Genomic DNA, 23,873 nt, shown 5'->3' on the forward strand with positions numbered 1-23,873 from the left:
TCCTCGTCGAGATCCGGTGATGACTGCCCCCCTATCCCCCTACCCCCCACCCGCCGACCACGGGGTTGGCGACCGTCCTCGGGGGAATCCGGTCGCAGATCCCGTGCTCGGCGGTCGTCAGTGGCGTGGGCGGCGGTCCGCCAGCGCGAGGACCGTGCGCGCGCGCTCGACCATCGCGACGTCGAGGAACGTGCCGTCGGCGAGCGCCACGACGCCCGTGCCCGACGCCGCCGCGTCGCCGACGCGCTCGACGACCTCGCGCGCGCGGTCCACCTCGTCCGGGGTCGGGAGGAACGCGTCGCGGATGGTGTCGAGCTGCGCGGGGTGGATCGCGGTGCGGCCGCAGAACCCGAGGGACCGCCCGGCGCGGCACGACGCCGCGAGCCCGTCGAGGTCGCGCACGTGCGTGAACGCGGACATCGCGGGCGACGGGAGCCCCGCCGCCCGGGCCGCGACGACGACCCGGCTGCGTGCCCACGCGAGCCCGGCCTCGTCGTCGACCCGCAGGTCGGAGCGGAGGTCGGCCTCGCCGAGCCCGAGGGACGCGACCTGCGGCGACGCCGTCGCGAGCTCGAACGCGCGCTCGACGCCGAGGGCCGACTCGACCAGCAGGTGCAGCGCCCGCCCGGGGAGCGCCGCCGCGAGCGCGCGCACCTCGTCGGCGGACTCGACCTTCGGCGCACGCGCCCCGACGGCGAGCGGCATGCCCGCGAGGGCCGCGACGTCGGCGGCGTGCCACGGCGTCGCGGGGTGGTTGACCCGCACCTGGACGCCGCGCGCGGCGGCCGTGTCGTCGAGCAGCGCGACGGCGTGCGCCCGCGCCTCGTCCTTGCGCGCTGGCGCGACGGCGTCCTCGAGGTCGACGAGCACGACGTCGGCCGCGGACGCGAGCGCCTTGGCCACCCGGTCGGGGCGGTCCGCGGGCACGTACAGCAGCGTCAGCGGCGGCGCGGCGCCCGGCCGGTCGCCCCGGCCCGTCACACCGCCCCCTCGGCCCGGAGCTCGGCGACGCGCTCGGGCGAGAACCCGAGCTCGCCGAGCACGGCGTTGGTGTCGGCGCCGTGCGCCCGGCCGGTGAAGCGGATGACGCCGTCGTTCTCGGACATGCGGAACAGCGGGCCCTGCATGAGCATCGGGCCGAGCTCGGGGTCCTCGATCTCGTGGATCGTGCCGAGCGCGCGGAACTGCGGGTCGTCGACGATGTCCTGGGCGTCGTAGATCGGCGCGACGGCGGCCTGCGCCTCCTCGAACGCGGCGACGACCTCGTCGCGAGTGCGCTGCGCGATCCAGCCGCCGACGGCCTCGTCGAGCAGGTCGGCGCGCTGCGCGCGCTCGACGCCGCTCGCGAACCACGGCTCGTCGACGATCTCGGGGCGACCCACGAGGCGCATGACGCGCTCGGCGATGGACTGCGCCGACGTCGACACCGCGACCCACTGCCCGTCGCGCGTGCGGTAGGTGTTGCGCGGCGCGTTGTTCGCGGACCGGTTGCCGGTGCGCGGCTGCACGGTGCGGAGCTGGTCCCAGCGCGTGATCTGCGGCCCGAGCATCGCGAGGATGGGCTCGATGATCGCCGTGTCGACGACCTGCCCGTGCCCGGTGCGCTCGCGCGTGGACAGCGCGACCATGACGGCGAACGCGGTCGCGAGCGACGCGACGCCGTCGGCGAGCCCGAACGGCGGGAGGGTCGGCGGGCCGTCGGGCTCGCCGGTCATCGCGGCGAACCCGCTCATCGCCTCGGCGAGCGTGCCGAACCCGGGGCGGGTGCGGTACGGCCCGACCTGCCCGAACCCGCTCACGCGCGCGAGCACGAGGCGCGGGTTGCGCGCGGACAGCTCGTCGTAGCCGAGGCCCCAGCGCTCGAGCGTGCCGGGCCGGAAGTTCTCGACGACGACGTCCGCCTCGGCGGCGAGAGCGAGGAACACCTCGCGGCCGCCGTCGCTCCCGAGGTTCGCGGTGACGGTGCGCTTGTTGCGCCCGAGCGTCTTCCACCACAGGTTCACGCCGTCCTTCGCGGCGCCGTGCGTGCGCGACGGGTCGGGCTTCGTGGGGTGCTCGACCTTGACGACGTCGGCGCCCAGGTCGCCGAGGTGCATCGCCGCCATGGGCCCGGCGAACAGCGTCGACGCGTCGACGACGCGCAGGCCCGCGAGCGCGCCCGCGGCCGGGTCGCGCGAGACGCGCGGTGCGTCCGTCATGCCGCCACCCCCGTAGCGTCGGCGGCGAGGTCCCACGCGCAGCGGAACCCGACGGTCGCGCCGCGCGCGAGCCCCAGGCCCGGGACGAGGAGCTTGACCGCGTAGTCCGCCGCGTGGCGCCCGCCCTCGACGTACCAGTCGGAGCCCTCGGCGCGGTGGTCGCTGCCGCCCTTGAGCATGACGAACCGCGTGCGGCCGTCGGAGTGCTCCGAGCCCGTCCAGCTCCACACGGCGGGCTCGCCGCGCGTCCAGCCGGGCTGCTCGGCCGCGAGCTGCCACTCGTCCTCGGTGGGCAGGCGCCCGCCGCGCCACGCGCAGAACGCGCGCGCGTCGTCGAGGTCGACGAAGGTCACGGGCTCGTCCTCCGTGCCGGGCGCGGGACGGCCGTCGACCCAGTGCGCGAGGAAGCGGTGCGCGACGGCGGGCACGTACCCGGTGGCCGCGAGGAACTCCGCGAACTCCGCGTTCGTCACGTCGTGGCCCACCGCCACCGGGGCGGCGAGCTCGCCGTCGCGCTGGAGGGTCCGCACGTCGTGCAGGCGCGGCGGGAGCGGCTTCCACTCGTCCACGTACGGCGCGCCCTGGTACATCCCGGTCTCGCGCGCGCGGTACCGGACGGTCAGCACGTACGGTCCCGCGGGCACGACGACGGCGCCCGCCCCGGGCGCGCCCGTCGCCCGGGCGGCGTCCTGCCCGACGACGGCCCCCGGCCCGGCCGGGTCCGTCCCCCCGGTCGGAGCGGACGTGGGGACAGAGGCATCGAGGCGTCGCGCGAGCCGGTGCGGGAACCGCGCGTCGGGGTCGTGCGGCGCGGTCTCGTCGAGCGAGGCGACCACGTCGCGCAGGTGCGGCAGCCACGCAGGCTCGGCCGCGCCGTCGGCCACGTGCAGCACCGCGGCGATGCCGCGGCCGGGCACGCGCCCGGGCGTGCCGTCCGGGAGCAGCGGGCCGTCGTGGTCCGTCTCGCCGCGGTTGACGAGCGTCCACAGGGTCACGCCGTCGAGCTCCCAGCGCGACGCGTAGACCCCGGCGGCCTCGGCCTCGGGTGCGAGCTCGGCCAGCGGCGTCCACTCCCCGTCGAGCAGCAGCGGACGCGCCGCGCGCTGGACCGTGACCAGGCGCGTCACGGTCGCGGCGTCGCGCCGCGACCAGCCGACCCACACGCCGAACACGACCTCCCACACCATGACGCCGACGCCGTTGAGCCACGCGGACTGGAGCTCCTCGGAGTGGTCGCGGTGCCAGCGGCGCACGTGGTGCTGCATGTGCCGGCGCTCGTACCAGTGCGCGCGCAGCACTCCGGGCACGGGCGAGTCGGCGAAGAACTGCGCCCACGACGACGAGTGGTCCTCGATGCGCTCGACCGGGAGCTTGGACTCGCCCTCCAGGACGATGCCCGGGCGCGCGGCCTCGAGCCGCGCGACGAGCTCCGGCTCGGCCTTCTTCAGCGTGTCGAGGAAGACGCCGTCGGCGCCGAGCTCGCGCACGACGGCGGCGAGCTCGGTGAGGTCGTCGTCGCCGCGGCGCGTGCCGACGTCCCACGGGTTGTAGTCGACGAACACGTGCAGGCCCGCGTCGTGGAACGTCTGCACGAGGTCGACGATCCCCGGGACGTCGCGGTAGAAGTCCCACTGGTTGCGGTCGTCGATCCCGATGACGGGGTACGCGTGCCACAGCACGACGGCGTCGAGGCCGCCGAACCGCTCGCGCGCGTCGGCGAGGAACCGCTCGGGCGTGAACCGGTGCTCCTCGAACGAGTACAGCAGCTCGTCCCACAGCCACACCTGCGCGACCGTCGAGCACCCCGCGGCCCACGCCGCGTCCGGGCGGTCGTACGCCGCGCCCGTGTACCCGTGGCGGCGGCGCGCGTCGTCGCGCCACGCGGCGAGGCGCTCGCGCCAGGCCGGGCGGTCGGCGGGGTCGGCCGGGCCGACGAAGATCTTCGCCTCGTCGAGCGCGAGGGACTGCTCGGGCGTGAGCGCCCCGTCGAGCGCGACCTCGGTCGGCAGGTCGATCGGGCGCGGGACCAGCGGGTCGAACGTGTAGGTCATGGTGCCTTTCCCTCGGCGGGCCGGGCCCGCGCTCGGACGTGCTGCGGACGGGCTCAGGTCGGTCGGTCGGGGTTCGCGGCGTGCTCGGCGAGCGCGACGACGTCCGCCGCGTCGGGCACGGCGTCCTGCGCACCGGGCCGGGTCACGGCGAGCGCACCCGCGGCGGCGGCGAGCCGGGCGGCGTCGGGCAGGTCCGCGCCGCGCGCGAGCGCCGCGGCGAGGACGCCGCAGAACGTGTCGCCCGCGCCGGTCGTGTCGACCGCCTCGACGGCGATCGCGGGGACGGTCGTGAGCAGGTGCCCGGCCGGGCGGCGCTCCGCGACGAGGCTGCCCTCTCCGCCGAGCGTCACGACGACGGCCGGCACGCGCTCCAGCAGCAGCCCCGCGAGCACGCTCGGGTCGGCGTCGTCGGTGGCGCCCGCCAGGTCCGCCGCCTCGTGCTCGTTGACGACGAGCACGTCGAGCGCGGCCCAGACGTCGTCGGGCAGCTCGCGCGACGGCGCCGCGTTGAGGACCAGCAGCGCGCCCGGGCGGCGCGCCGCGGCGGCGGCGCGCACGACGTCGAGCGGGATCTCGAGCTGCGCGAGCACGACGTCCGCCGCGGCGATCCGCTCGGCCTGCGCCGCGCCGACCGTCACGTGCGAGTTCGCGCCGGGCGCGACGACGATCGCGTTCTCGCCGTCGGGCGAGACGGTGATGAGCGCGGTGCCCGTCGCGGCGTCCACGCGCTCGACGAGGTCGGTCCGCACGCCGCCGCGGTCGAGCGACGCGAGCAGCAGGTCGGCCGCGTCGTCGTGCCCGAGGGCGCCGACGAACGTCGTGTCGGCACCGCCCGCGCGCGCCGCGCCGACCGCCTGGTTCGCGCCCTTGCCGCCCGGGTTGCGCCGCAGCTCGCCGCCGAGGATGGTCTCACCACCGCCGGGGTGCCGCGGCACGTCGACGACGAGGTCGACGTTCGCCGACCCGACCACCACGACCCGTCCTGACCCGCCCGGGACCGTGGCGCCCTGCTCCCCGTCCGCCGTCGTGCTCATGCCTGCGCCTCCTCCGTGGGACCCTGCACGGCTCCCCCGGCCACCACGACCGGGACCGTCGCGAGCGCGACCGTCCGCGCCGCGAGGTCCACGATCCTCTGCTCGCCGCCGGGCAGCGAGGTCGCGATGTGGCCGTCGAGCGGGCGCGTCCACCGCTGGCCGATGCCCTCGACGCCCTGCAGCGCACCCACCACGCCGCCGACCGTCGCCCCCGCGGAGTCGGTGTCCCAGCCCGCGGTGACGGCGATCGCGACGCTCGCGCCGAAGTCGCCGCGGCCGTCCGCGCCGCGACCCGCGGTGAGCGCGTAGGCGATCACCGCGGCGTTGTTGAGCACGTGCACCCAGTGCAGGTCGCCGTACTCCGCGTGGATCGTGTCGAGCCCGGCGCGCACGCCCGCCTCGGACGCGTCGCCGTCGCGGCCCGCGTCCCGCCCGAGCCGGATCGCCGCGGCCAGGCGGCTGCCCGGCGGCACGACGGCGTCGGCCGCGTCGAGCACCTCGTCCACCGTCTCGCAGACCATCGCCGCCGACGCGAGCGCGGCCGCCCACATCGCGCCGTACACGCCGTTGCGCGTGTGGCTCAGGCGCGCGTCCGTCCACGCGAGGCGCGCGGCCTCGCGCACGTCGCCGGGCGAGACCCAGCCGAGCACGTCCGTGCGGATGAGCGCGCCGATCCACTCCCGGAACGGGTTGTGGTGCGTCGCCGTCTCCGGCACCGGCCGCGCGTCGAGGACGTTGCGGTACGCGGCGCGCTCGGCCGTGAACACGCGGCCCGCGGGCAGCGCGTCGAGCCAGAGCTGCGCGACGTCGTCCGTCGTGAAGCCGCGCCCGTGCCGCTCCAGCAGGGCGAGCGCGAGGATCGGGTAGTTGAGGTCGTCGTCCTCGGGCATCCCGTCGATGTTCTCCTCGAGCGACGTCGGGGCGCTGCGCCGGTTCCACGGCCAGCGCGCGGCGACGTCGTCGGGCAGCCCGACGGCGGTGAACCAGCGGTCCAGCGGCCACCGGCCCGTGGCACGCAGGATCTCCTCGATCCCGGCGCGCGGGATCTTCTCCACGGGCTTGCCGAGCAGGCAGCCCGCCGCGCGCCCGGTCCACGCGCCGAGCACGCGGTCCGCGTACGCGGCGTCGGCGGTGCCGGTCCCCGCGCCGGCGGAGGACCCGACGGCGCCTGGGCGGGTGGGCAGGCCGGGCGCCGCCGGGAGCGTGGTGAGGATCGCGTCCCAGTCGTGGGGCTCGTGCGGCGCGGGCGCCGCGGGCAGCGCGTCGAGCTCCACGAGCAGGTCGCGCGCGAGCGCACGCAGCTCCGGGGCCGCGGGGACGGGACCGGCCCCGCTCACCGCGGGGACGGGGTCCCCGCCCGCGGCGGCCCAGCGCTCGCGCACGTCCGCGAGCGCCGCGGGGTCCTTGCCCTCCGCCGCGGCCTGGACGAGCTCGTGCGCGAGCAGGTCCTCGGGCTGGGCCCAGGTCAGCCTCACGCCGGGTCACCCGCCCGCGCGGCGAGGGCCGCGCCGTCGACGGGCGCGTTGCCGAGCTCGGCGAGCGCGCGCAGGCGGGCGGTCGCGCGCTCGCGGTCGGCCCGCAGGATGTCCTGCGCGGCGGACGCCATGAGCCGCCCGGTCTCTCGGACGTCCATGCGGCTCGCCTCCTCGATCGCGTCGAGCCACTCGTCCGGCACGACGGCGGTCCCGCCGAGGCCCGCGCACACCGCGCCGGCCATGACGGCGATCGAGTCGGCGTCGCGCCCGTAGTTCACGGCGCCGAGGACCGCGCCGCGGAAGTCGCCGCGGTGCCCGAGCACGAAGCCGAGCGCCGCGGGCAGCTCCTCGATGGACTTGGTGCGCGACGGGCGCCGCGCGTCCATCGACATCTGCCGGTACGCGGGCCCGACGGAGTCGAACGGCGCGACCGTGTCGCGGATCAGCCGCGCGAGGGCGCGCTCCTCCTCGTCCGTGGTGGGCGCCGTCGTCCATCCGTCGAACGCCTCGACGACGGCCCGGAGCGCGGCGGCCGTGCCGTCGTGCGCGACGTCGAGCGCGGCGTGAACGACGTCGTCGACCGTGGCCCCCGGCGCGACGGACGCGGCGACCATGGCCGCGAACACGCCCGCCGCCTCGCGGCCGTAGCTCGACTGGTGCGCGCCGGTCAGGTCGATCGCCTCGGCGTACGCGCCGCGCGGGTCGCCCGCGTTCGCGAGCCCGACGGGCGCGACGTACATCGCGGCGCCGCAGTTGACGACGTTCCCCACCCCGGCCTCGCGCGGGTCGACGTGCCCGTAGTGCAGGCGCGCGACGATCCACTTCTCCGCGAGGAACACGCGCTGGAGCAGCAGGGCCGTGGACTCGAGCTCGGGGATCCAGCGCGGCTCGCCAATCATGAGGGGCACGAGGTCCTCGGCCATCGCGTACGCGTCGAGGTGCTCGCGGCGCTTCGCGTACACCTCCACGAGCGCGCGCGTCATGAGGGTGTCGTCCGTGATGTGCCCGTCACCCTTGTGGTAGGGCGCGATCGGACGCGCGTCCTGCCAGTTCGGGTACCAGGGCTCCACGATCCCCGTCACGCGGCCGCCGTGGCGCTCCTCGATCTGCTCGGGCGTCCAGCCCTCCGTGGCGCCTCCCAGCGCGTCCCCCACCGCCGCTCCGGTGATCACTGCCACCGCTCGGTCGTCCAGCCAGGTCACGATCCACTCCCTGTCGATCCGTCTCGGCGCCTCGCGCCGGTGCGACCCGTGGGGGTCGCGGTTCCCGGCCGGGCGGTCGCGTGCGCGGCCGCCCGGCCGCTGCTGCTCGGTGCTCGCCGCGACCCGTGACGCGGTGCCGCGGCGAGCGACCGAGAGTGCTACTTGGTGATCTCGGCCCAGCCCGACTCGAGCTCGGTCGCGAGCTGGTCGGCGTCGATCTCCTGGGCGAGGAACTTCTGGTACGCGGGCGTCGCGACGGTGTCCTTCCACTGCGCATACGCGTCGACGAACAGGTAGGGCGCCGAGGTGAGGTACTGGCCGGAGGAGAGGATCGTCGACCAGCCGTTCTCGTCGCCGAGCGACTCCGCCATGGCCTCCTGGGCCGACGTCGTCGCGGGGATGAGCGCGTCCGCCTCGTTGAGCGCGGCGAGGTTCTCCGTCTGCGTGAAGAACTCGATGAACTCCGCGGACTCCTCGACGTGCTCGGAGTCGATGTTCACCGAGAGCGTCTGCGGGTTCGCGGCCTGCTCGGCGCCGTCGGGGCCCTCAAGCGGGGGCAGCACGACCCAGTCGAAGCCCTCGGGCGCGTCGTTCGCGATGTTCGCGGCCTGGAACGAGCCCTGGATCGTCATCGCGACGTCGCCGGCGTAGAACGACGCGAGCGTCTCCGACCCGGACTGCGTGAGGGTCACCGGCAGCACCGTGCTGTCGGTGTGCGCCATCGTGTCTACGAGCTCCGGCAGGGCCATCTCGCCCTCGCCGATGGTGATGCTCGCGTCCGCGCCCGTGCCCTCGAAGTACTCGCCGCCGAAGCCGGGGGCCATCGCCATGAACGCGGCCGTCGGGCTCGCGAGCCCCCACCCGAGCCCGTACGCGCCGTCCTTCGTCGTGGCCTGCGCGATCTGCCGCAGCTCGTCCCACGTCATCGTCTCGCCCGTGGGGATCTCGACGCCGGCCGCGTCGAGCATCGTCTTGTTGGCGAAGACCATGTAGGACTGCAGCTCGGTCGGGTACGCGATGACCTGGTCGTCGACCGTCACGGCGTCGAGGATGCCTTCGGGGATGTCGTCCCGGCGCTCGTCGGACATGTACTCCGAGAGGTCCGCGAGGTACCCGTCGACCGCGAACGGCACGATGCTCGCGGCCTCGTAGTGGATGATGTCCGGCGCGGCGCCGCCGTTGAACTGGGTGATGAGCTTGTCGTAGATGCCGTCCCAGCCGGCGGGCACGATCTCGACCTGGACGTCGGGGTTCGCCTCGTTCCAGTCGGCGACGATCTTCTCGGTCGCCTCGATCGCGGCGGGCTGGTCGGACAGCGACTGGAACTTCAGCGTCACCGTGCCGCCGTCGGCGCCGTCGTCCCCGCTGCCGCCCCCGCTGGAGCAGGACGCGACGAGCAGGGTCGTGATCGTGAGGCATGCGGCGATGGACGCACCACGAGTCTTCATGGTTCTACCTTTCGGGTGGGGGTGGGGTCGAGAGAGCCTGGGGGCGGGACCGGGCGTGGAGGGGGTCACGGTCAGCCCTTCACCGCGCCCGAGAGCAGGCCGCCGGTGAGCTTCTTCTGCATGATCGAGAAGAAGACGATGCTGGGGATGGCCGCGAGCACGGAGCCCGCGGCGAGGGGGCCGAGCGCCACCTTGCCCTCGCCGCCGATGAACATCTTCAGCGTGATGGGCAGCGTGTAGTTCTCGGGCGACTGGAGCAGCACGAGCGCGAAGAAGAACTCGTTCCACGAGGACACGAAGCTGAACATCGCGGTCGCGACGATCCCGGGCATGAGCAGCGGGAAGACGATGGTGCGCAGGACCGTGAGCCGGCTCGCGCCGTCCATGGAGCCCGCCTCCTCGAGGTCCACGGGGATGGCGCTCACGTAGCCCTGCATCATCCACAGCGCGAACGGCAGCGTGTACGTGGTGTGGACGAGCGTGAGGCCGACGAGCGAGTCCGTGAGCCCGATGGTCCGCAGGATGAGGAACAGCGGCAGGATGATGAGGATCACCGGGAAGACCTGGCTCACGAGGATCCAGCCGACGCCCGCGGCGCGGATCTTCCCCCGCAGCCGGGCGAGCACGTACGACGCCGGCAGCGCGATGACGATGACGAGCAGCGTGGACACGACCGCGACGATCGCGCTGTTCCAGGCCGAGCGGACGAGGCCCTGCCGCGCCAGCGCCTGGGAGTAGTTCTCCCAGTGCCAGTCCTGCGGGATCAGGCTCACGGTGAGCGAGTTGAGCTCGCCCGAGGACTTGAGCGAGGCGGAGATCAGCCAGAGCAGCGGGAAGCCGAGGAACAGGATGTAGAACCCCAGGGCCGCGTACTGGGCGGGGCGGACGAGTGCGCGCACGGGTCAGCTCTCCTTCTCGGAGCGGAACTGCGACCGCAGGTAGATCGCGAGCAGGAGGACGACCACGACGACGAGGACGACGCCCATCGCGGCGGCGTAGCCGATGTTGCGGTTCTTGAACGCCTCGAGGTACGTGAAGAGCATCGGGAGCATGGTCCGGCCGCCCGGGCCGCCCTCGGTGAGCACGTAGACCAGCGAGAACGAGTTGAAGTTCCAGATGAAGTTCAGCGACGTGATCGAGGTGATGATCGGGCGCAGGCTCGGGAGCGTCACCGCGGTGAAGCGGCGCCACGCGCCCGCGCCGTCCATGGCCGCGGCCTCGTGGAGCTCGTCCGGGATCTGCTGGAGCCCGGCGAGCAGCGTCACGGTGGTCTGCGGCATGCCGACCCACACCCCGACGACGATCACCGCGGGCAGGGCGGTCGAGAAGTCCGCGAGCCAGTTGATGTCGTCCGGCAGGCCCAGGGCGCCGAGGAACGCGTTGAGCGGCCCCGCGTTGGGCGAGTAGATCATCTGCCACATGATCGCCACGACGACCGGCGGCATGGCCCACGGGATGAGCGCGAGGACGCGCGTCAGCCCCTGGAGCCGGAGCCCGGAGTTGAGCAGGAGCGCGAGGCCCATCGCCGCGACGAGCTGGAGCAGCGTCACCGAGACGGCCCAGATCATGCCGATGCGGAACGAGTCCCAGAAGAACGAGTTGTCCGCGAGGCGCACGAAGTTGTCGACGCCGACGAACTGGTAGTCCGGCTGGCGCACGAGCCGCGCGTCGGTGAACGCGAGGGCGACGCCCATGACGAGCGGCGCGACGCTGAGCACGAGGATCGGCAGGAGCGACGGCATGACGAGCGCGATCGCCTCGCGCCGCTTGGCACGGGCCATGCCGCCGGTCCGGCGCACCGGGCCACGGTCGGGGCGCAGGGCGCTGCGACGGGGGTCGCCCGCGAGGGTCGGTGCGCTCACCGGGAACCACCCCCGGGGGCGGTCGACTCGCGCACGACGAGCCGCGGCCCGACGGCGGTGTGCCGCCCGGGCTCCGCGTCGCCGTCGACGAGGTCCACGACGAGCTGCGCGGCGACGCGCCCACGCTCCGTCGAGCCGAGCGAGACGCTCGTCAGGGAGGGCTGGAACACGCGGCCGATCTCCGTGTCGTCCATGCCGGTCACCGCGACGTCCTCGGGGACGGAGAGCCCGCGCTCGCGCACGGCCCGGATGGCGCCGATGGCGAGGAGGTCGTTGGCCGCGACGATCGCGTCCGGGCGGGCGTCGTCGTCCGTGGCGTCGAGCAGCGCGCGCGTCGTCGCGAGGCCCGCGGCGACGGTGAAGTCGAGGGCGGGCGCGACCTCGACCCGCTCGGCGTCGAAGTCGGCGGCGCGCGTCGCGGCGTCGAAGCCGCGCTGGCGCGCCTCACCGGGCGTCGTGTCGAGGGGGCCGTTGAGGAACGCGATCCGGCGACGGCCGAGACCGAGCAGGTGCCGCACCGCCTCGCCGATCCCACCCGCGGAGTCCGTGGACACCGAGTCGATGCCGCGGTCCGCGAGCGTGCGGCCGATGACGACGACGGGCACCGGCGCCTCGCGGATCTCCTCGACGAGCTCGTCGTCGGTGCGCAGCGGGCTGAGGATCATGGCGTCGACGAAGCCGCTCGACAGGCTGCGCACGAGCTCGACGGTGGACCGCGTGGTGTCCCCCGTCGTCATGACGACGACGCGGTAGCCGTGCGGAGCGAGCACCTCGTGGATCGCCGTCATCATCTCGACGTAGACGGGGTTGCCGATGTCCGCGACGGCGAACGCCACCTGGAACGTCTTCTTGAGGCGCAGCGAGCGCCCGATGGCGTCCGGGCTGTACCCCAGCTCGGTGGCCGCGGCGCGCACGCGCTCGACCATCGCGGGGCTCGCGCCCGTCCCGTGCAGCGCACGGGAGGTCGAGGCCAGGGAGACCCCGGCCCGCTGTGCCACCTGGATCAGCGTGGCGCGTGATGACGTCACTGTCGTCCACCTCGTCGTCGAAGGACCGTCGTTCTGGAAACGTTTCCAGACTGACGACCTCGACAGTCCTGGAAACGTTTCCGGGTTGGCGGACACTCTCGCACCCGCCCCACCCGGACGTCAACCCCGCCGCCCCCGCGACGCTCGTCCCCCACCACGAGGTAGAGCCCTGGTCCCGCGAGGTAGAGCCCTGGTCCGCCGAGGTAGAGCCGTGGTCCCGACCTCAGCTCTACCTCGGCAGACCAGGGCTCTACCTCGGGCTCCCACGGGTACGGGGTTCCGCGTAGGGGGGTTGTCCACGACGCCGCGCGGCGGTCAGGCTCGAAGCGACCCGACCACCGACGAAAGGTGCACCGATGCACACGCGAGCCCCGGCGTCGTCCTCCCCCGCGGCGCCCACGACGGCCGCCGCCCGGCCGATCTCCCGCCCCCTCGCCCTGCTCCTCGGCCTCGTCCTCGCGCTCGCGGGAGCGCTCTCGTGGTCCGTCGCGGGCCCGGCGCAGCAGGCGTACGCCGCGACGTGCGCCGCCCCCTGGAGCGCGAGCGCCGTGTACACGGGCGGCGCCGTCGTCTCCCACGGCGGCCAGAACTGGAAGGCCGGCTGGTGGACCCAGGGCGACACGCCCGGCACCACCGGCGAGTGGGGCGTCTGGCGCAGCCAGGGCGCCTGCGGCGGCAGCACGAACCCCGGCAACCCGGGGAACCCCGGCAACCCGACCGGGTTCGTCGTCTCCGAGGCGCAGTTCAACCAGATGTTCCCCAACCGGAACCCGTTCTATACGTACCAGGGCCTCGTCGACGCGCTGTCCGCCTACCCGGGCTTCGCGACGACGGGCGGCACCGAGGTCGCCAAGCGCGAGGCCGCGGCGTTCCTCGCCAACGTCAACCACGAGACCGGCGGCCTCGTGTACGTCAAGGAGATCAACACCGCGAACTACCCGCACTACTGCGACGCCTCGAAGCCGTACGGCTGCCCGGCGGGCCAGTCCGCCTACTACGGCAAGGGCCCGATCCAGCTGAGCTGGAACTACAACTACAAGGCCGCGGGCGACGCGCTCGGCATCGACCTGCTCAACAACCCGTACCTCGTCGAGCAGAACTCCGCGGTCGCGTGGAAGACCGGCCTGTGGTTCTGGAACACGCAGTCGGGCGCGGGCTCGATGTCCGGGCACCAGGCGATCGTGTCGGGCGCCGGCTTCGGCGAGTCCATCCGCTCGATCAACGGCACGATGGAGTGCAACGGCGGGAACCCTGCGCAGGTGCAGTCGCGCATCGCCGCGTTCCAGCGGTTCGCCCAGATCCTCGGCACGACGACGGGCAACAACCTCTCCTGCTGACCCGTCCCGCACGCACGACGGCGGCCCGCCCCACCCCGGGGCGGGCCGCCGTCGTGCGTGGTGCCCCGTGCCGGGACGGACGGGTCAGAGCTGCGCGAGGAGGTCCCGCATGCGGTCGATCTCGCCGCCCTGGCCGGCTGCCGTCTCGGCCGCCATCTCGTTCGCGAAGAGGTCCTCCCCCTCGACGAGCACGACGTCGACCATCGCGAGCGCGCCCTCGTGGTGCTGGATCATCCCCTCGAGGAACAGGCGGTCGAACTCCGGCCCGCTCGCGGCCTCGAGCGCCGCGAGCTGCTCGTCCGAGAGCATCCCGGCGGTGCCGTCGCCGTGGTCGTGGCCACCGTCGGGCGCGCGCGGGCCGGTCCCGCCCGCGTCCTGCGCGCCCTCGGGCACGGCGAGGTCGCGCGCCTGGAGCCACGACGCGAGCGCGTGCACCTCGGGCCCCTGCGCGGCGGTGACGCGCTCCGCGAACGACCGGACGGCGTCGGACCCGGCGCGGTCGGGCGCGAGCGCGGTGATCTCGAGGGCCTGGAGGTGGTGCTCGATCATGCCGGTGACGAACGCGGCGTCGGCCTGGTTCCACGAGCCCTCGTCGGGCGCGCCCGCGTAGTCCTCGGGGGCGACGGTCGTGGCGTCCTCGCCCGGCCGCCCGGGCTGCACGACGACGCTCGACGGCGTCGACGTCGGCTGCGGGTCAGGCGTGCACGCGGCGAGACCGAGCGCGGCGCCGAGCGCGAGGCCGGTCGCGGTGACGCCGCAGGTCAGGGCACGCGCGGCGCTGCGCCGCGCTGTGTTACGGCTGGGAAAAATCTGCACCCGCGCTGTTCCCTCCGTGTAAAAGATCGTCGCGAACCGCCCGGTTTGAGTGGTCCAGATCACATTTGCCCGCCAGAATTTGCAGCACCCTACCAAGGAGGTGTTTCCCTCGTGCATCGAAGAACGCACCGGCAGACGCACCGGCACCGGAGCCGGGTCCTGCTCGCCTCGTCCCTGGCGGCGACCCTCGCCGTCTCGACCCTCGCGGTCGCCACGACCGCCGCCGCGGAGCCGTCCGACGGCTCCCCCGAGGCGGTGGCGGCGCTCACCGACCAGGCCGCCGCCTCGCTCGCAGACCTCCCCGCACAGCGCCTCGCCCCCCTCGCCCAGGCCACCGACGTCCTGGCGCCCGGGGAGACGGCCGGCAGCCCCAACCTCGCGCACGTCGCCAACATCCCGAAGAACGGCGGCTTCGCGCCCGAGGGCCAGTACAGCACCGACCTCGCGTTCCAGGGCCGGTACGCGTTCGCCGGGAACTACGGCGGCTTCACCGTGTACGACGTCGCGAACCCGACCGCCCCGCAGCAGGTCGCCCAGGTCGTCTGCCCCGGGTCCCAGAACGACATCTCCGTCTACGGCGACCTGCTCGTCCTCAGCACCGACTCCTCGCGCAGCAACGACTCGTGCGAGAACGTCGCCCAGAGCGCCGCGATCAAGGAGTCGTGGGAGGGCATCAAGGTCTTCGACATCTCCGAGCCGACGGCGCCCGAGTACGTGGCGTCCGTCGAGACGCAGTGCGGCTCCCACACGCACTCCCTCGCGCCGTCGCAGGACGGCGAGGAGCTGTTCGTCTACGTCTCGTCGTACAGCCCGAACGCGGCGTTCCCCGACTGCCAGCCCCCGCACGACCTCATCTCGGTCGTGCAGATCCCGCTCGACGACCCCGCCGCGGCGGAGCTCGTCTCGACGCCCGTCCTCTTCCCCGACGGCGGCAACCCGGGCGGCAACGGCTCGAGCACGACGTCGGGCTGCCACGACATCACGACCTACCCGTCGAAGGACCTCGCGGCGGGCGCGTGCATGGGCGACGGCATCCTGCTCGACATCTCCGACCGCGCGCACCCGGTGGTGACCGAGGTCGTCCGGGACACGACGAACTTCGCGTTCTGGCACTCGGCGACGTTCAACAACGCCGGCACCAAGGTCGTCTTCACGGACGAGCTCGGCGGGGGCGGGGCGCCGACGTGCAACCCGACCGTCGGGCCCGAGAAGGGCGCGGACGCCATCTACGACATCGTGGGCGGCGAGCTCGTGTTCAAGAGCTACTACAAGATCGAGCGCGAGCAGGCCGCGACGGAGAACTGCGTCGCGCACAACGGCTCGCTCATCCCCGTCCCGGGCCGCGACATCATGGTCCAGGCCTGGTACCAGGGCGGCATCTCGGTGTGGGACTTCACGGACTCGGCGAACCCCGTCGAGATCGCGTGGTTCGACCGCGGCCCGCTGTCCGCGGAGCGGCTGATCCTCGGCGGCTCGTGGTCGGCGTACTGGTACAACGGCGCGATCATCTCGAACGACATCCAGCAGGGCCTCGACGTCCTGCTGCTCGACGACCCGGTGACGAACGCCGCGAAGTCGGTCGTGACGGACGAGTTCAACCCGCAGGCCCAGCCGACGTACACCGAGCCGCCGGCCTGGTCGAAGGGCACCGCGTACGCGGGCGGCACCACGGTCACCTACGGCGGCGCCGTGTGGCGCGCGCAGTGGTGGACGAAGGGCCAGACGCCCGGTGCCGACGCGTGGGGCCCGTGGGAGGAGATCGCGGGGGTCGACTCCGCCGGGGTCGGCGCGTGGAAGCCGAGCCGCGTCTACGTCAAGGGCGACAGCGTGACGTACGAGGGCACGACGTACACCGCGAAGTGGTGGACCCGGAACCAGGCGCCCGGCGACCGCTGGGGCCCCTGGGACCCGCAGGACTGACGCGCACGACGGCGCCCGCTCACCGGTCGGTGGGCGGGCGCCGTCGTGCGCGGCCCGCCTCCGCACGTCCCGCCCGTAGGATGCGGCCGCATGACCGGGAACCCCCTCGACGACGACGCACGCTGCCCGTGCCTCTCCGGCGACACCTACGGGTCGTGCTGCGGCCGGTACCACGCCGGGCTGCGCCCCGGCCCGGACGGCGCCGCCCCGGGCCCGCACGCACCGACCGCCGAGGCGCTCATGCGCTCGCGCTACAGCGCGTTCGCCGTCGGCGACGCCGACTACCTGCGCGCGACCTGGCACCCCTCCACCCGGCCCGCCGACCTCGACCTCGACCTCGACGACGACGTCGAGTGGCGTCGCCTCGACGTCGTGCGCACCGAGGCGGGCGGCCCGTTCGACACGACCGGGGTCGTCGAGTTCGTCGCGCACCACCGCTCGCGCACCGACCCGGCCGACCGCGGCCGGCTCCACGAGGTCAGCCGGTTCGTCCGGGAGGGCGACCGCTGGTCCTACGTCGACGGCACGATCGCCTGACGGCGCCGCCGCGGCGCACAGGAGTGCTCGGGAGCGCTCAGCGGCGGGGCGCGGCCGTGCGGCGCGCCGCCCCGACCGCGAGCACCGCGGCCACGAGCACGGCGCCCAGGAGCGCGCCGGCCGTGTTCAGGACGACGTCCTGGACCGTCGGGACGCGGCCGGGCAGGAGGTTCTGGGTGAGCTCGATCGCGACCGAGAGGGCGCAGCCCGCGAGCGTCACGAGCCCGACGGCGCGCCACACGCCCGGGACGGCGCGACCCCGGCGGGCGGCCGCGCCCCGCAGGAGGGGCACGCCGAGCACGCCGAACGGCCCGAACATCACGACGTTGGCGAGCGCCTCGAGCACCGGCAGCGTGATCGGGATCCCGAGGCCCTGGAGGAAGCCGAGCGTGGACGTCGCCCAGCCGGGCGCGTCGGTGGACTGCGGCGACGGCCAGAGCGTCACGACCAGGACGGCGGCGAGATAGACGGCGAACGTCCAGGTCAGCAGGCGCATCCCGTCAGCGTACGGGCGCGAGTCCCGGGCGCGCCGGGCCCCGCGGCGCGGCCACGGAGCCTCCACCGTTCCCCCTCCTCGCCGAGCGTGGCACGGCGAGGGTCGGTTCACTGGGCGCCATGGTCACCGTCGGCTTCCACGCCTCCCACGAGCAGATCCCGCCCGGCCCCCTCCTCGCCGCGGCCCGCCGCGCCGAGCAGGTCGGCTTCGACGCCGCCATGTGCTCCGACCACCTGGCCCCCTGGAGCGAGCGCCAGGGCGAGTCCGGGTTCGCGTGGTCGTGGCTCGGCGCCGCGCTCGCGACGACCGCGCTGCCGTTCGGCGTCGTCACCGCCCCCGGCCAGCGCTACCACCCGGCGATCGCCGCGCAGGCGATCGCGACGCTCGGCGCGATGTTCCCGGGCCGCTTCTGGGCCGCGCTCGGCTCGGGCGAGGCGATGAACGAGCACGTCACGGGCGAGCGCTGGCCCACGAAGGCCGAGCGCGACGCCCGCCTGCGCGAGTGCGTCGACGTCATCCGGGCCCTCCTCGCGGGCGAGGAGGTCACGCACCACGGGCACGTCACGGTGGACCGGGCGCGCGTCTGGTCCCTGCCCGACGTCGCGCCGCGGCTCGTGGGGCCGGCCGTCACCCCCGCCACGGCGCGTCGTCACGCCGACTGGGCCGACGGCCTCGCCACCGTGAACCAGCCCGTCGAGTCGCTGCGGCAGGTCGTCGGCGAGTACCGCGACGCGGGAGGCCGCGGGCCGCTCGCGCTGCAGGTGCACGTCGCGTGGGGCACCGACGACGAGGCCGCGTTCGCCGTCGCGCACGACCAGTGGCGCTCGAACCTCCTGCCGCCCAGCGTCAACTGGCACCTCGAGACCCCGGAGCAGTACGACGCGGTGGCGGAGCTCGTGCGCCCGGAGGAGGTGCGCGGCACGGTGCTCGTCGAGCACGACCCCCAGCGGCTCGCGGACCGCGTCGCCGAGATGGTCGCGTGCGGGTTCGACGAGGTGTACCTGCACCACGTGGGGCAGCAGCAGGACGCGTTCCTCGACGCGGCCGGCGAGACCCTCCTGCCCCGGCTGCGCGAGGCGTGCGCCGCCGCCACGCCGGACGGGGGTGCGGCGTGAGGATCCGCGACACCGGCGACCTGTGGTGGAAGAACGCGGTCGTCTACTGCCTCGACGTCGAGACCTTCATGGACTGGGACGACGACGGGATCGGCGACTTCCCCGGCCTGGTCCAGCGGATCGACCACCTGGCCGACCTCGGGGTGACGTGCCTGTGGCTCATGCCGTTCTACCCGACGGCCGACCGCGACGACGGCTACGACATCACCGACTTCCTCGGCGTCGACCCGCGCCTGGGCGACCTGGGCGACGTGGTCGAGCTCGTGCGGACCGCGCGCGACCGGGGCATCCGCGTGATCGTGGACCTCGTCGTCAACCACACGTCCGACCGTCACCCGTGGTTCCGCGCCGCGCGGCGGTCCACCACGTCCCCGTTCCGGGACTACTACGTCTGGCGGTCCGACGAGCCGCCGTCGACCAAGGACCAGGTGGTCTTCCCCGACCAGGAGGAGGGCATCTGGACGCTCGACGAGGCGTCGGGCGAGTGGTACCGGCACCGCTTCTACCGGCACCAGCCCGACCTCAACACCGCGAACCCGCAGGTGCGGGACGCGATCGCCAAGACGATCGGGTTCTGGCTGGAGCTCGGCATCTCCGGCTTCCGCGTCGATGCCGTCCCCTACGCGCTGACCGACGCGGCCGCGAACCCGGGCGACGAGATCGACGACCCCCACGACCTGCTGCGCGTGCTGCGCGCGTTCGTCGGGCGGCGGTCGGGCGACGCGATCCTCATGGGCGAGGTCAACCTGCCGTACGAGGAGCAGGCGCGCTACTTCGGGGACGGCGACCCGACCGACGGCGACCCGGGCGGGGTGACGAGCAACGAGCTGACGCTCCAGTTCGACTTCAACGCGATGCAGGCGCTGTACCTGGCGCTCGCCCGGCACGACGCGACCCCGCTCGCCGGGTCGCTCGCGGCCCGTCCGCCCATCCCCCGCGACACCCAGTGGGCGACGTTCGTGCGCAACCACGACGAGCTCACGCTCGACAAGCTCACGGACGACGAGCGCGCCGAGGTCTTCGCCGCGTTCGGGCCCGAGGAGGACATGCAGCTCTACGGGCGGGGGCTGCGACGGCGGCTGCCCCCGATGTTGGGCGGCGACCCGCGCCGGCTGCGGATGGTGTACTCGCTGCTCTTCTCGCTGCCGGGCACGCCCGTGCTGTTCTACGGCGAGGAGATCGGCATGGGCGAGAACCTGGACGTGCCGGGGCGCCTCGCCGTGCGGACGCCCATGCAGTGGACGTCGGGGCCGAACGGCGGGTTCTCCCGCGCTCCCGCGCGCCGGCTCGCGGCGCCGCTGCCGGGCGACGGGTACGCGCCCAAGCATGTCAACGTCGCCGACCAGCGCCGGGACCCGGAGTCGCTGCTCACGTTCGTGCGGATGCTCGCGCACCGCTACCGCGAGTGCCCCGAGCTGGGCTGGGGCGACGCGCAGGTGCTCGACTCGCCCGAGCCGTCCGTGCTGGCGCTGCGCACCACCTGGCAGGACGCCTCGATGGTGACGCTGCACAACCTGTCGCCGGACCCGCTCGTCGTGCGGGTGCCCCTGGGCGACCTGCCGGAGGACGCACGCCTCGTCGACGTCCTCGACGCGGACGACGTCGAGCCCGCGCCCGACGGGACCGCCGAGGTGCGGCTCGACGGCTACGGGTTCCGCTGGCTGCGCGTCACGCCGCCCGGGTCGCGGGGGGGGGGGGGGGCGCGGCTGGGGCGTGCGCGGGTCGGTCGGCCGGGTGCCGACCGGGCGTCAGCCAGGGCGTGAGCCCGGGGAGTGAGCCCGAGGCGTCAGCCGTGGGTCGGCTCGTCGGGTCCGACGGGCCGACCCGGGGACGACGGCCGGTCGGGGACGTCGGGCGACGGGTCGGCCGGCCCGCCGGGGACCGGGTCGGCGTGGCTCGGGTCGTGCGGCGGCGTCGACGGGTCCGGGGGCGGTCCCGGCGACTTCGGCGGCTCCACCGTCGGCTCCGCCGGGGAGCCCGGGCCCGTACCGGGCTGGTCGGGGTTCGTGGTCATGGCTGCACCTCCGTGCTTCACGCGCTGCGCGCGGTCCACGGGACGCGCACCGCGTCCCTCCTCGACGCTAGGCGCGCCCCGGCCCGCTCGCGCGCGGCCGGGCCGCCCCGCCGACCTACGCTGGGCACGTGACCTCGTTCGCCTCGGACAACTACTCCCCCGCCCACCCCGACGTCCTCGCCGCGCTCGCCGCCGCGAGCGCCGGGCACGAGATCTCGTACGGCGAGGACCCGTGGACCGCGCGCCTGCAGGACGCCGTGCGCGCGCGGTTCGGGCCCGACGCCACCGCGTACCCCGTGCTCACGGGGACGGGCGCGAACGTCGTCGCGCTCATGGCGACGCTCCCCCGCTGGGGCGCCGTCGTGGCGTCCGAGCACGCGCACCTCAACACGGACGAGAACGGCGCCCCCGAGCGGGTGGGCGGCGTCAAGGTGCTCACGGTGCCGGCGCCCGACGGGAAGCTCACGCCCGCCGCCGTCGAACGGTTCGCGGGCGACCTCGGCGACCCGCACCGCGCGCAGCCGCTCGTCGTGTCGCTCACGCAGTCCACCGAGCTCGGCACGCTCTACACGGCCGACGAGATCCGGGCGGTGGCCGACGCCGCGCACGCCCGCGGCATGCGGGTGCACCTCGACGGGTCGCGTCTCGCGAACGCCGCCGCGGCGCTCGGCGTCCCGCTGCGCGCCCTGACGACCGACGCGGGCGTGGACGTGCTGTCGTTCGGCGGCACCAAGAACGGGCTCGCGCTCGGCGAGGCGGTCGTCGTGCTCGACCCGTCCGCGGTCGACGGCGTGGAGTTCGTGCGCAAGTCGACGATGCAGCTCGCGTCGAAGATGCGCTACGTCTCCGCGCAGCTCCTCGCGCTCTTCGAGCCGGTCGGCGACGTCGTCGCCGAGGTGGACGAGGTCGCCGACGCCGACGAGCTCTGGCTGCGCAACGCCCGTCACGCGAACGCGATGGCCGCGCGGCTGCGCGCGGGGCTCGCGGACGCCGTCGTGCCGGCCGCCGTCGGGCCCGACGACGCCGCCCCGGGCCCGGCGGCGGGTCTCGCCTTCACCCAGCCCACGCTCGTCAACGCGGTCTTCGCGACGCTCCCGCGCACGGCGGTCGCGCGCCTGCGCGAACGGCACCGGTTCTACGACTGGGGGCCGGGCGAGACGCCCGACCGCGTCGAGGTGCGGTGGATGTGCGCGTGGGACGCGACCCCGGGGGACGTGGACGGGTTCGTCGCGGACGTGCGGGCCGCCCTCGCGGTCGCGTCGTGAGCGGGCGAGGATGACGCCATGAGCGACCAGAGCCTGCCCCTGCCGACCGCCGACGACCTCGTGCACCTGCGCCGCTGCGTCGAGCTGGCGCGCGAGGCGCTCGACGACGGCGACGAGCCGTTCGGCTCCCTCCTCGTCGACCGCGACGGGGTCGTGCGGTTCGAGGACCGCAACCGCGTCAAGGACGGCGACGCGACCCGGCACCCCGAGCTCGAGATCGCCCGCTGGGCCGCCGCGCACCTGACGCCCGAGGAGCGGCGCGACGCGACCGTCTACACGTCCGGCGAGCACTGCGCGATGTGCAGCGCGGCGCACGCGTGGGTCGGCCTCGGCCCGGTCGTCTACGCCGCGAGCACGACACAGCTCGTCGGGTGGCTGGAGGAGTGGGGCGTCGCGCCGGGCCCGGTGCGCCCGCTCGCGATCGGCGACGTCGCGCCCGGGGTCGCCGTGCGTGGCCCCGCGTACGAGCTCGAGGTGGAGGTCCGCGCGCTGCACGCGCGTCTGCACGGCGTCTCCTGACCGGGGGCCCGCCCGCCCGGCGTCGTGCACCCGGGCCGCCCCCGCCCGCGGGGACGACGCTCTCAGGAGTCGAGCGCGTCCGCGACGGTGCGCGCGACCTCGGGGACGGCGAGGTAGCCGGCGGGCCGCCCGCCGTCGAGCACGACGGCCGCCGCGTGGTGGCCCGGCGCGGCGTTCGCGACGACGAGCTCCTCGATCCCCGGCGACGCCGGGTCGAGCGGGAACGCCGCCGGCCCGAGGCCGTGCAGCGCGAGCGCGTCCCGGGGGTCGCGCGCCGCGACCCACCGCCGCACGGGGGCCGGCACGCGCAGCGGGGCGCGCGCGGCCAGGACGTCCCGGATCGCCCGGGCGGCGAGCGGGGACCCGAGCGTGAGCAGGAGCGGCACGTCCCAGCGCGCGGCGTCGGGGTGCTCGCGCAGCACGGCGTAGGCGACGACCGACCCGAGCGAGTGCGCGACGACGACGGCGGGCCCGTCCGTCGGGATCGCGGCGGCGAGCGCGTCGTCGATCGTCGTGCGGACGGCGTCGTCGTGCAGGTACGCCCAGACGTCGCGCGCGAGCAGCGCGACGACGGCGCCGCTCAGGCCCGGCACGGACCGGTCGAGCGCGGACAGCAGCAGGTTGAGCCACGCGCCGACGTCTCCCTCCACGCCACCGGGCCCGGCACCCTCCGGGCGCACCGGCACCGTCGCGCCCGCGGCGCGCAGCACCTCCTCGGCGACGGCCGCCACGAACGCGGCCTCGTCCGCGGCCTCGGCCGCGGACAGAAGGGCGTCCCCGTCGCGCGGCGCGCCGACCGCGTGCACGGTGACCGGCGGCGGCGTCGCGGCACCGCCGACGAGCGCGGCGAGCGTGTCGCCGTAGTAGACGAACGCCGTGTCCGCGTCGCGCACGACGACGCCCGAGCCCGCCGCCGCGAGGCCCGCGTCGAGGACCTCGGTCCACGTGCGGTCGAGCTGCTCGGCGTCGAGCCCCTGGTTGTCGCGGCCGTGGACGAGCACGAGTCGGGTCACGCGCCGAACCTACCGGCTGCCGGTGCCCCCCGGAGGGTCTACCGTCGGGCCCAGGAGCCAGCCCCCAGCCCCCGGAGACACCCGTGAACGACCACACCCTGACCGAGCACAGCACGACCGTCGAGACCCACGTCGCCCGCCCCCCGCAGGTCGTCTGGGCCGAGCTCATGCACCCGAGCGCCCGCTGGATGCTCGGCATGAACATCGAGACCGACTTCCGGCCCGGGAGCCCCGTGACGTTCGAGGGCCACTACATGGGCCGCGAGTTCGCCGACTGGGGCACCGTCGTGGCCGTCGAGCGCCCCCGCCTGCTGCACTTCACGCACTTCTCGCCCACCATGGGCCTGCCCGACGTGCCGCAGAGCTACCACGACATCGCGATCACGCTCGAGCCCGACGACTCCGGGACGCTCGTGCGCGTCGTCGAGCGCAACATCGAGACGGCCGAGCGCGCCGAGCGCGCCCACGCCCTGTGGACGAAGGCGCTCGCGACGCTCGCGGGCCACGACTGACGCGTCCCGCCCCGCACGACGACGGGCCGGT

The 23,873-nt window shown here is 74.8% G+C and carries 22 protein-coding genes; 8 read left to right on the forward strand and 14 right to left on the reverse strand.

The features are described from left to right. Positions 1–117: 117 nt before the first annotated feature. The 10 genes from RSE42_RS17480 to RSE42_RS17525 form a co-directional block, all read right to left on the reverse strand. A complete protein-coding gene (locus RSE42_RS17480) occupies positions 118–981 on the reverse strand; it encodes an HpcH/HpaI aldolase/citrate lyase family protein (protein WP_415297388.1) in 864 nt (287 codons plus the stop codon). Beyond that, on the reverse strand, positions 978–2,198 hold the full coding sequence (locus tag RSE42_RS17485; protein WP_415297390.1) for a CaiB/BaiF CoA transferase family protein: 1,221 nt from the start codon (positions 2,196–2,198) through the stop codon (positions 978–980). The genes RSE42_RS17480 and RSE42_RS17485 overlap by 4 nt, the downstream gene beginning before the upstream one ends. Continuing rightward, positions 2,195–4,249 carry an SUMF1/EgtB/PvdO family nonheme iron enzyme gene (locus tag RSE42_RS17490; RefSeq protein ID WP_415297392.1) on the reverse strand — a complete coding sequence of 685 codons (2,055 nt, stop codon included), beginning with the start codon at positions 4,247–4,249 and terminating at the stop codon, positions 2,195–2,197. The genes RSE42_RS17485 and RSE42_RS17490 overlap by 4 nt, the downstream gene beginning before the upstream one ends. A 53-nt stretch (positions 4,250–4,302) precedes the next feature. Then, positions 4,303–5,283 carry a ribokinase gene (locus RSE42_RS17495; RefSeq protein ID WP_415297394.1) on the reverse strand — a complete coding sequence of 327 codons (981 nt, stop codon included), beginning with the start codon at positions 5,281–5,283 and terminating at the stop codon, positions 4,303–4,305. Then, complete coding sequence (locus tag RSE42_RS17500; RefSeq protein ID WP_415297396.1) at positions 5,280–6,758, reverse strand: ADP-ribosylglycohydrolase family protein; 1,479 nt, start codon at positions 6,756–6,758, stop codon at positions 5,280–5,282. The genes RSE42_RS17495 and RSE42_RS17500 overlap by 4 nt, the downstream gene beginning before the upstream one ends. Continuing rightward, a complete protein-coding gene (locus RSE42_RS17505) occupies positions 6,755–7,960 on the reverse strand; it encodes an ADP-ribosylglycohydrolase family protein (RefSeq protein ID WP_415297397.1) in 1,206 nt (401 codons plus the stop codon). Before RSE42_RS17505 ends, RSE42_RS17500 begins: the two co-directional genes overlap by 4 nt. Before the next feature lie 158 nt (positions 7,961–8,118). Then, positions 8,119–9,408 carry an ABC transporter substrate-binding protein gene (locus tag RSE42_RS17510; protein ID WP_085387130.1) on the reverse strand — a complete coding sequence of 430 codons (1,290 nt, stop codon included), beginning with the start codon at positions 9,406–9,408 and terminating at the stop codon, positions 8,119–8,121. A gap of 71 nt (positions 9,409–9,479) precedes the next feature. Then, entirely contained in the window at positions 9,480–10,307 is an 828-nt protein-coding gene (locus tag RSE42_RS17515) for a carbohydrate ABC transporter permease (RefSeq protein WP_021481799.1), read from the reverse strand. A 3-nt stretch (positions 10,308–10,310) separates the two neighbouring features. Then, the gene (locus tag RSE42_RS17520) at positions 10,311–11,270 is read right to left on the reverse strand and encodes a carbohydrate ABC transporter permease (protein ID WP_021481798.1); all 960 of its coding nucleotides are present in this window, start codon (positions 11,268–11,270) and stop codon (positions 10,311–10,313) included. Further along, entirely contained in the window at positions 11,267–12,298 is a 1,032-nt protein-coding gene (locus RSE42_RS17525) for a LacI family DNA-binding transcriptional regulator (protein WP_021481797.1), read from the reverse strand. The genes RSE42_RS17520 and RSE42_RS17525 overlap by 4 nt, the downstream gene beginning before the upstream one ends. A gap of 356 nt (positions 12,299–12,654) precedes the next feature. On the opposite strand from RSE42_RS17525, the gene RSE42_RS17530 reads away from it, so the two are divergent. Further along, a complete protein-coding gene (locus RSE42_RS17530; protein ID WP_415297398.1) occupies positions 12,655–13,635 on the forward strand; it encodes a glycoside hydrolase family 19 protein in 981 nt (326 codons plus the stop codon). Between the two features lie 84 nt (positions 13,636–13,719). Here the strand turns inward: RSE42_RS17530 and RSE42_RS17535 are convergent, their stop codons facing one another. Then, on the reverse strand, positions 13,720–14,514 hold the full coding sequence (locus tag RSE42_RS17535; RefSeq protein WP_415297400.1) for a DUF305 domain-containing protein: 795 nt from the start codon (positions 14,512–14,514) through the stop codon (positions 13,720–13,722). A 48-nt stretch (positions 14,515–14,562) separates the two neighbouring features. On the opposite strand from RSE42_RS17535, the gene RSE42_RS17540 reads away from it, so the two are divergent. Then, positions 14,563–16,371, forward strand: a complete 1,809-nt coding sequence (locus RSE42_RS17540) for a carbohydrate-binding protein (RefSeq protein ID WP_415297401.1) — start codon at positions 14,563–14,565, stop codon at positions 16,369–16,371. Between the two features lie 90 nt (positions 16,372–16,461). Then, positions 16,462–16,908, forward strand: a complete 447-nt coding sequence (locus RSE42_RS17545; RefSeq protein WP_034653287.1) for a YchJ family protein — start codon at positions 16,462–16,464, stop codon at positions 16,906–16,908. A gap of 37 nt (positions 16,909–16,945) precedes the next feature. On the opposite strand, the gene RSE42_RS17550 is transcribed toward RSE42_RS17545, so the two are convergent. After that, positions 16,946–17,404 carry a VanZ family protein gene (locus tag RSE42_RS17550; RefSeq protein WP_051876684.1) on the reverse strand — a complete coding sequence of 153 codons (459 nt, stop codon included), beginning with the start codon at positions 17,402–17,404 and terminating at the stop codon, positions 16,946–16,948. A gap of 119 nt (positions 17,405–17,523) precedes the next feature. On the opposite strand from RSE42_RS17550, the gene RSE42_RS17555 reads away from it, so the two are divergent. Continuing rightward, positions 17,524–18,519, forward strand: coding sequence for a TIGR03885 family FMN-dependent LLM class oxidoreductase (locus tag RSE42_RS17555; RefSeq protein WP_415297404.1), 996 nt, complete (start codon positions 17,524–17,526; stop codon positions 18,517–18,519). After that, positions 18,516–20,282: an alpha-amylase family protein gene (locus RSE42_RS17560; RefSeq protein WP_415297406.1), complete on the forward strand. Its 1,767-nt coding sequence runs from the start codon at positions 18,516–18,518 to the stop codon at positions 20,280–20,282. Before RSE42_RS17555 ends, RSE42_RS17560 begins: the two co-directional genes overlap by 4 nt. 23 nt (positions 20,283–20,305) lie before the next feature. Here RSE42_RS17560 and RSE42_RS17565 read toward each other — a convergent pair whose 3' ends face one another. Then, the gene (locus RSE42_RS17565) at positions 20,306–20,533 is read right to left on the reverse strand and encodes a hypothetical protein (protein ID WP_051028580.1); all 228 of its coding nucleotides are present in this window, start codon (positions 20,531–20,533) and stop codon (positions 20,306–20,308) included. 128 nt (positions 20,534–20,661) lie between these two features. On the opposite strand from RSE42_RS17565, the gene RSE42_RS17570 reads away from it, so the two are divergent. Both RSE42_RS17570 and RSE42_RS17575 read left to right on the forward strand, forming a co-directional pair. Beyond that, positions 20,662–21,798, forward strand: a complete 1,137-nt coding sequence (locus tag RSE42_RS17570; RefSeq protein WP_415297408.1) for a threonine aldolase family protein — start codon at positions 20,662–20,664, stop codon at positions 21,796–21,798. A gap of 18 nt (positions 21,799–21,816) precedes the next feature. Beyond that, positions 21,817–22,317: a nucleoside deaminase gene (locus RSE42_RS17575; RefSeq protein ID WP_144679615.1), complete on the forward strand. Its 501-nt coding sequence runs from the start codon at positions 21,817–21,819 to the stop codon at positions 22,315–22,317. A 62-nt stretch (positions 22,318–22,379) separates the two neighbouring features. On the opposite strand, the gene RSE42_RS17580 is transcribed toward RSE42_RS17575, so the two are convergent. After that, a complete protein-coding gene (locus RSE42_RS17580) occupies positions 22,380–23,330 on the reverse strand; it encodes a hypothetical protein (protein ID WP_085387122.1) in 951 nt (316 codons plus the stop codon). Positions 23,331–23,413: 83 nt separating this feature from the next. On the opposite strand from RSE42_RS17580, the gene RSE42_RS17585 reads away from it, so the two are divergent. After that, positions 23,414–23,842 carry an SRPBCC family protein gene (locus RSE42_RS17585; RefSeq protein ID WP_232322684.1) on the forward strand — a complete coding sequence of 143 codons (429 nt, stop codon included), beginning with the start codon at positions 23,414–23,416 and terminating at the stop codon, positions 23,840–23,842. Positions 23,843–23,873 lie beyond the last annotated feature (31 nt).

The organism is Cellulosimicrobium sp. SJTW-1 (assembly GCF_047716875.1).
Classification (GTDB): domain Bacteria; phylum Actinomycetota; class Actinomycetes; order Actinomycetales; family Cellulomonadaceae; genus Cellulosimicrobium; species Cellulosimicrobium funkei.

Excerpts from the sequence above, each read along its gene's own strand:
- RSE42_RS17550 (WP_051876684.1), bottom strand. The coding sequence starts at position 17,404 with ATGCGCCTGCTGACCTGGACGTTCGCCGTCTATCTCGCCGCCGTCCTG.
- RSE42_RS17565 (WP_051028580.1), bottom strand. The coding sequence starts at position 20,533 with ATGACCACGAACCCCGACCAGCCCGGTACGGGCCCGGGCTCCCCGGCG.
- RSE42_RS17545 (WP_034653287.1), top strand. The coding sequence starts at position 16,462 with ATGACCGGGAACCCCCTCGACGACGACGCACGCTGCCCGTGCCTCTCC.
- RSE42_RS17490 (WP_415297392.1), bottom strand. The coding sequence starts at position 4,249 with ATGACCTACACGTTCGACCCGCTGGTCCCGCGCCCGATCGACCTGCCG.
- RSE42_RS17575 (WP_144679615.1), top strand. The coding sequence starts at position 21,817 with ATGAGCGACCAGAGCCTGCCCCTGCCGACCGCCGACGACCTCGTGCAC.
- RSE42_RS17495 (WP_415297394.1), bottom strand. The coding sequence starts at position 5,283 with ATGAGCACGACGGCGGACGGGGAGCAGGGCGCCACGGTCCCGGGCGGG.
- RSE42_RS17510 (WP_085387130.1), bottom strand. The coding sequence starts at position 9,408 with ATGAAGACTCGTGGTGCGTCCATCGCCGCATGCCTCACGATCACGACC.
- RSE42_RS17485 (WP_415297390.1), bottom strand. The coding sequence starts at position 2,198 with ATGACGGACGCACCGCGCGTCTCGCGCGACCCGGCCGCGGGCGCGCTC.
- RSE42_RS17555 (WP_415297404.1), top strand. The coding sequence starts at position 17,524 with ATGGTCACCGTCGGCTTCCACGCCTCCCACGAGCAGATCCCGCCCGGC.
- RSE42_RS17530 (WP_415297398.1), top strand. The coding sequence starts at position 12,655 with ATGCACACGCGAGCCCCGGCGTCGTCCTCCCCCGCGGCGCCCACGACG.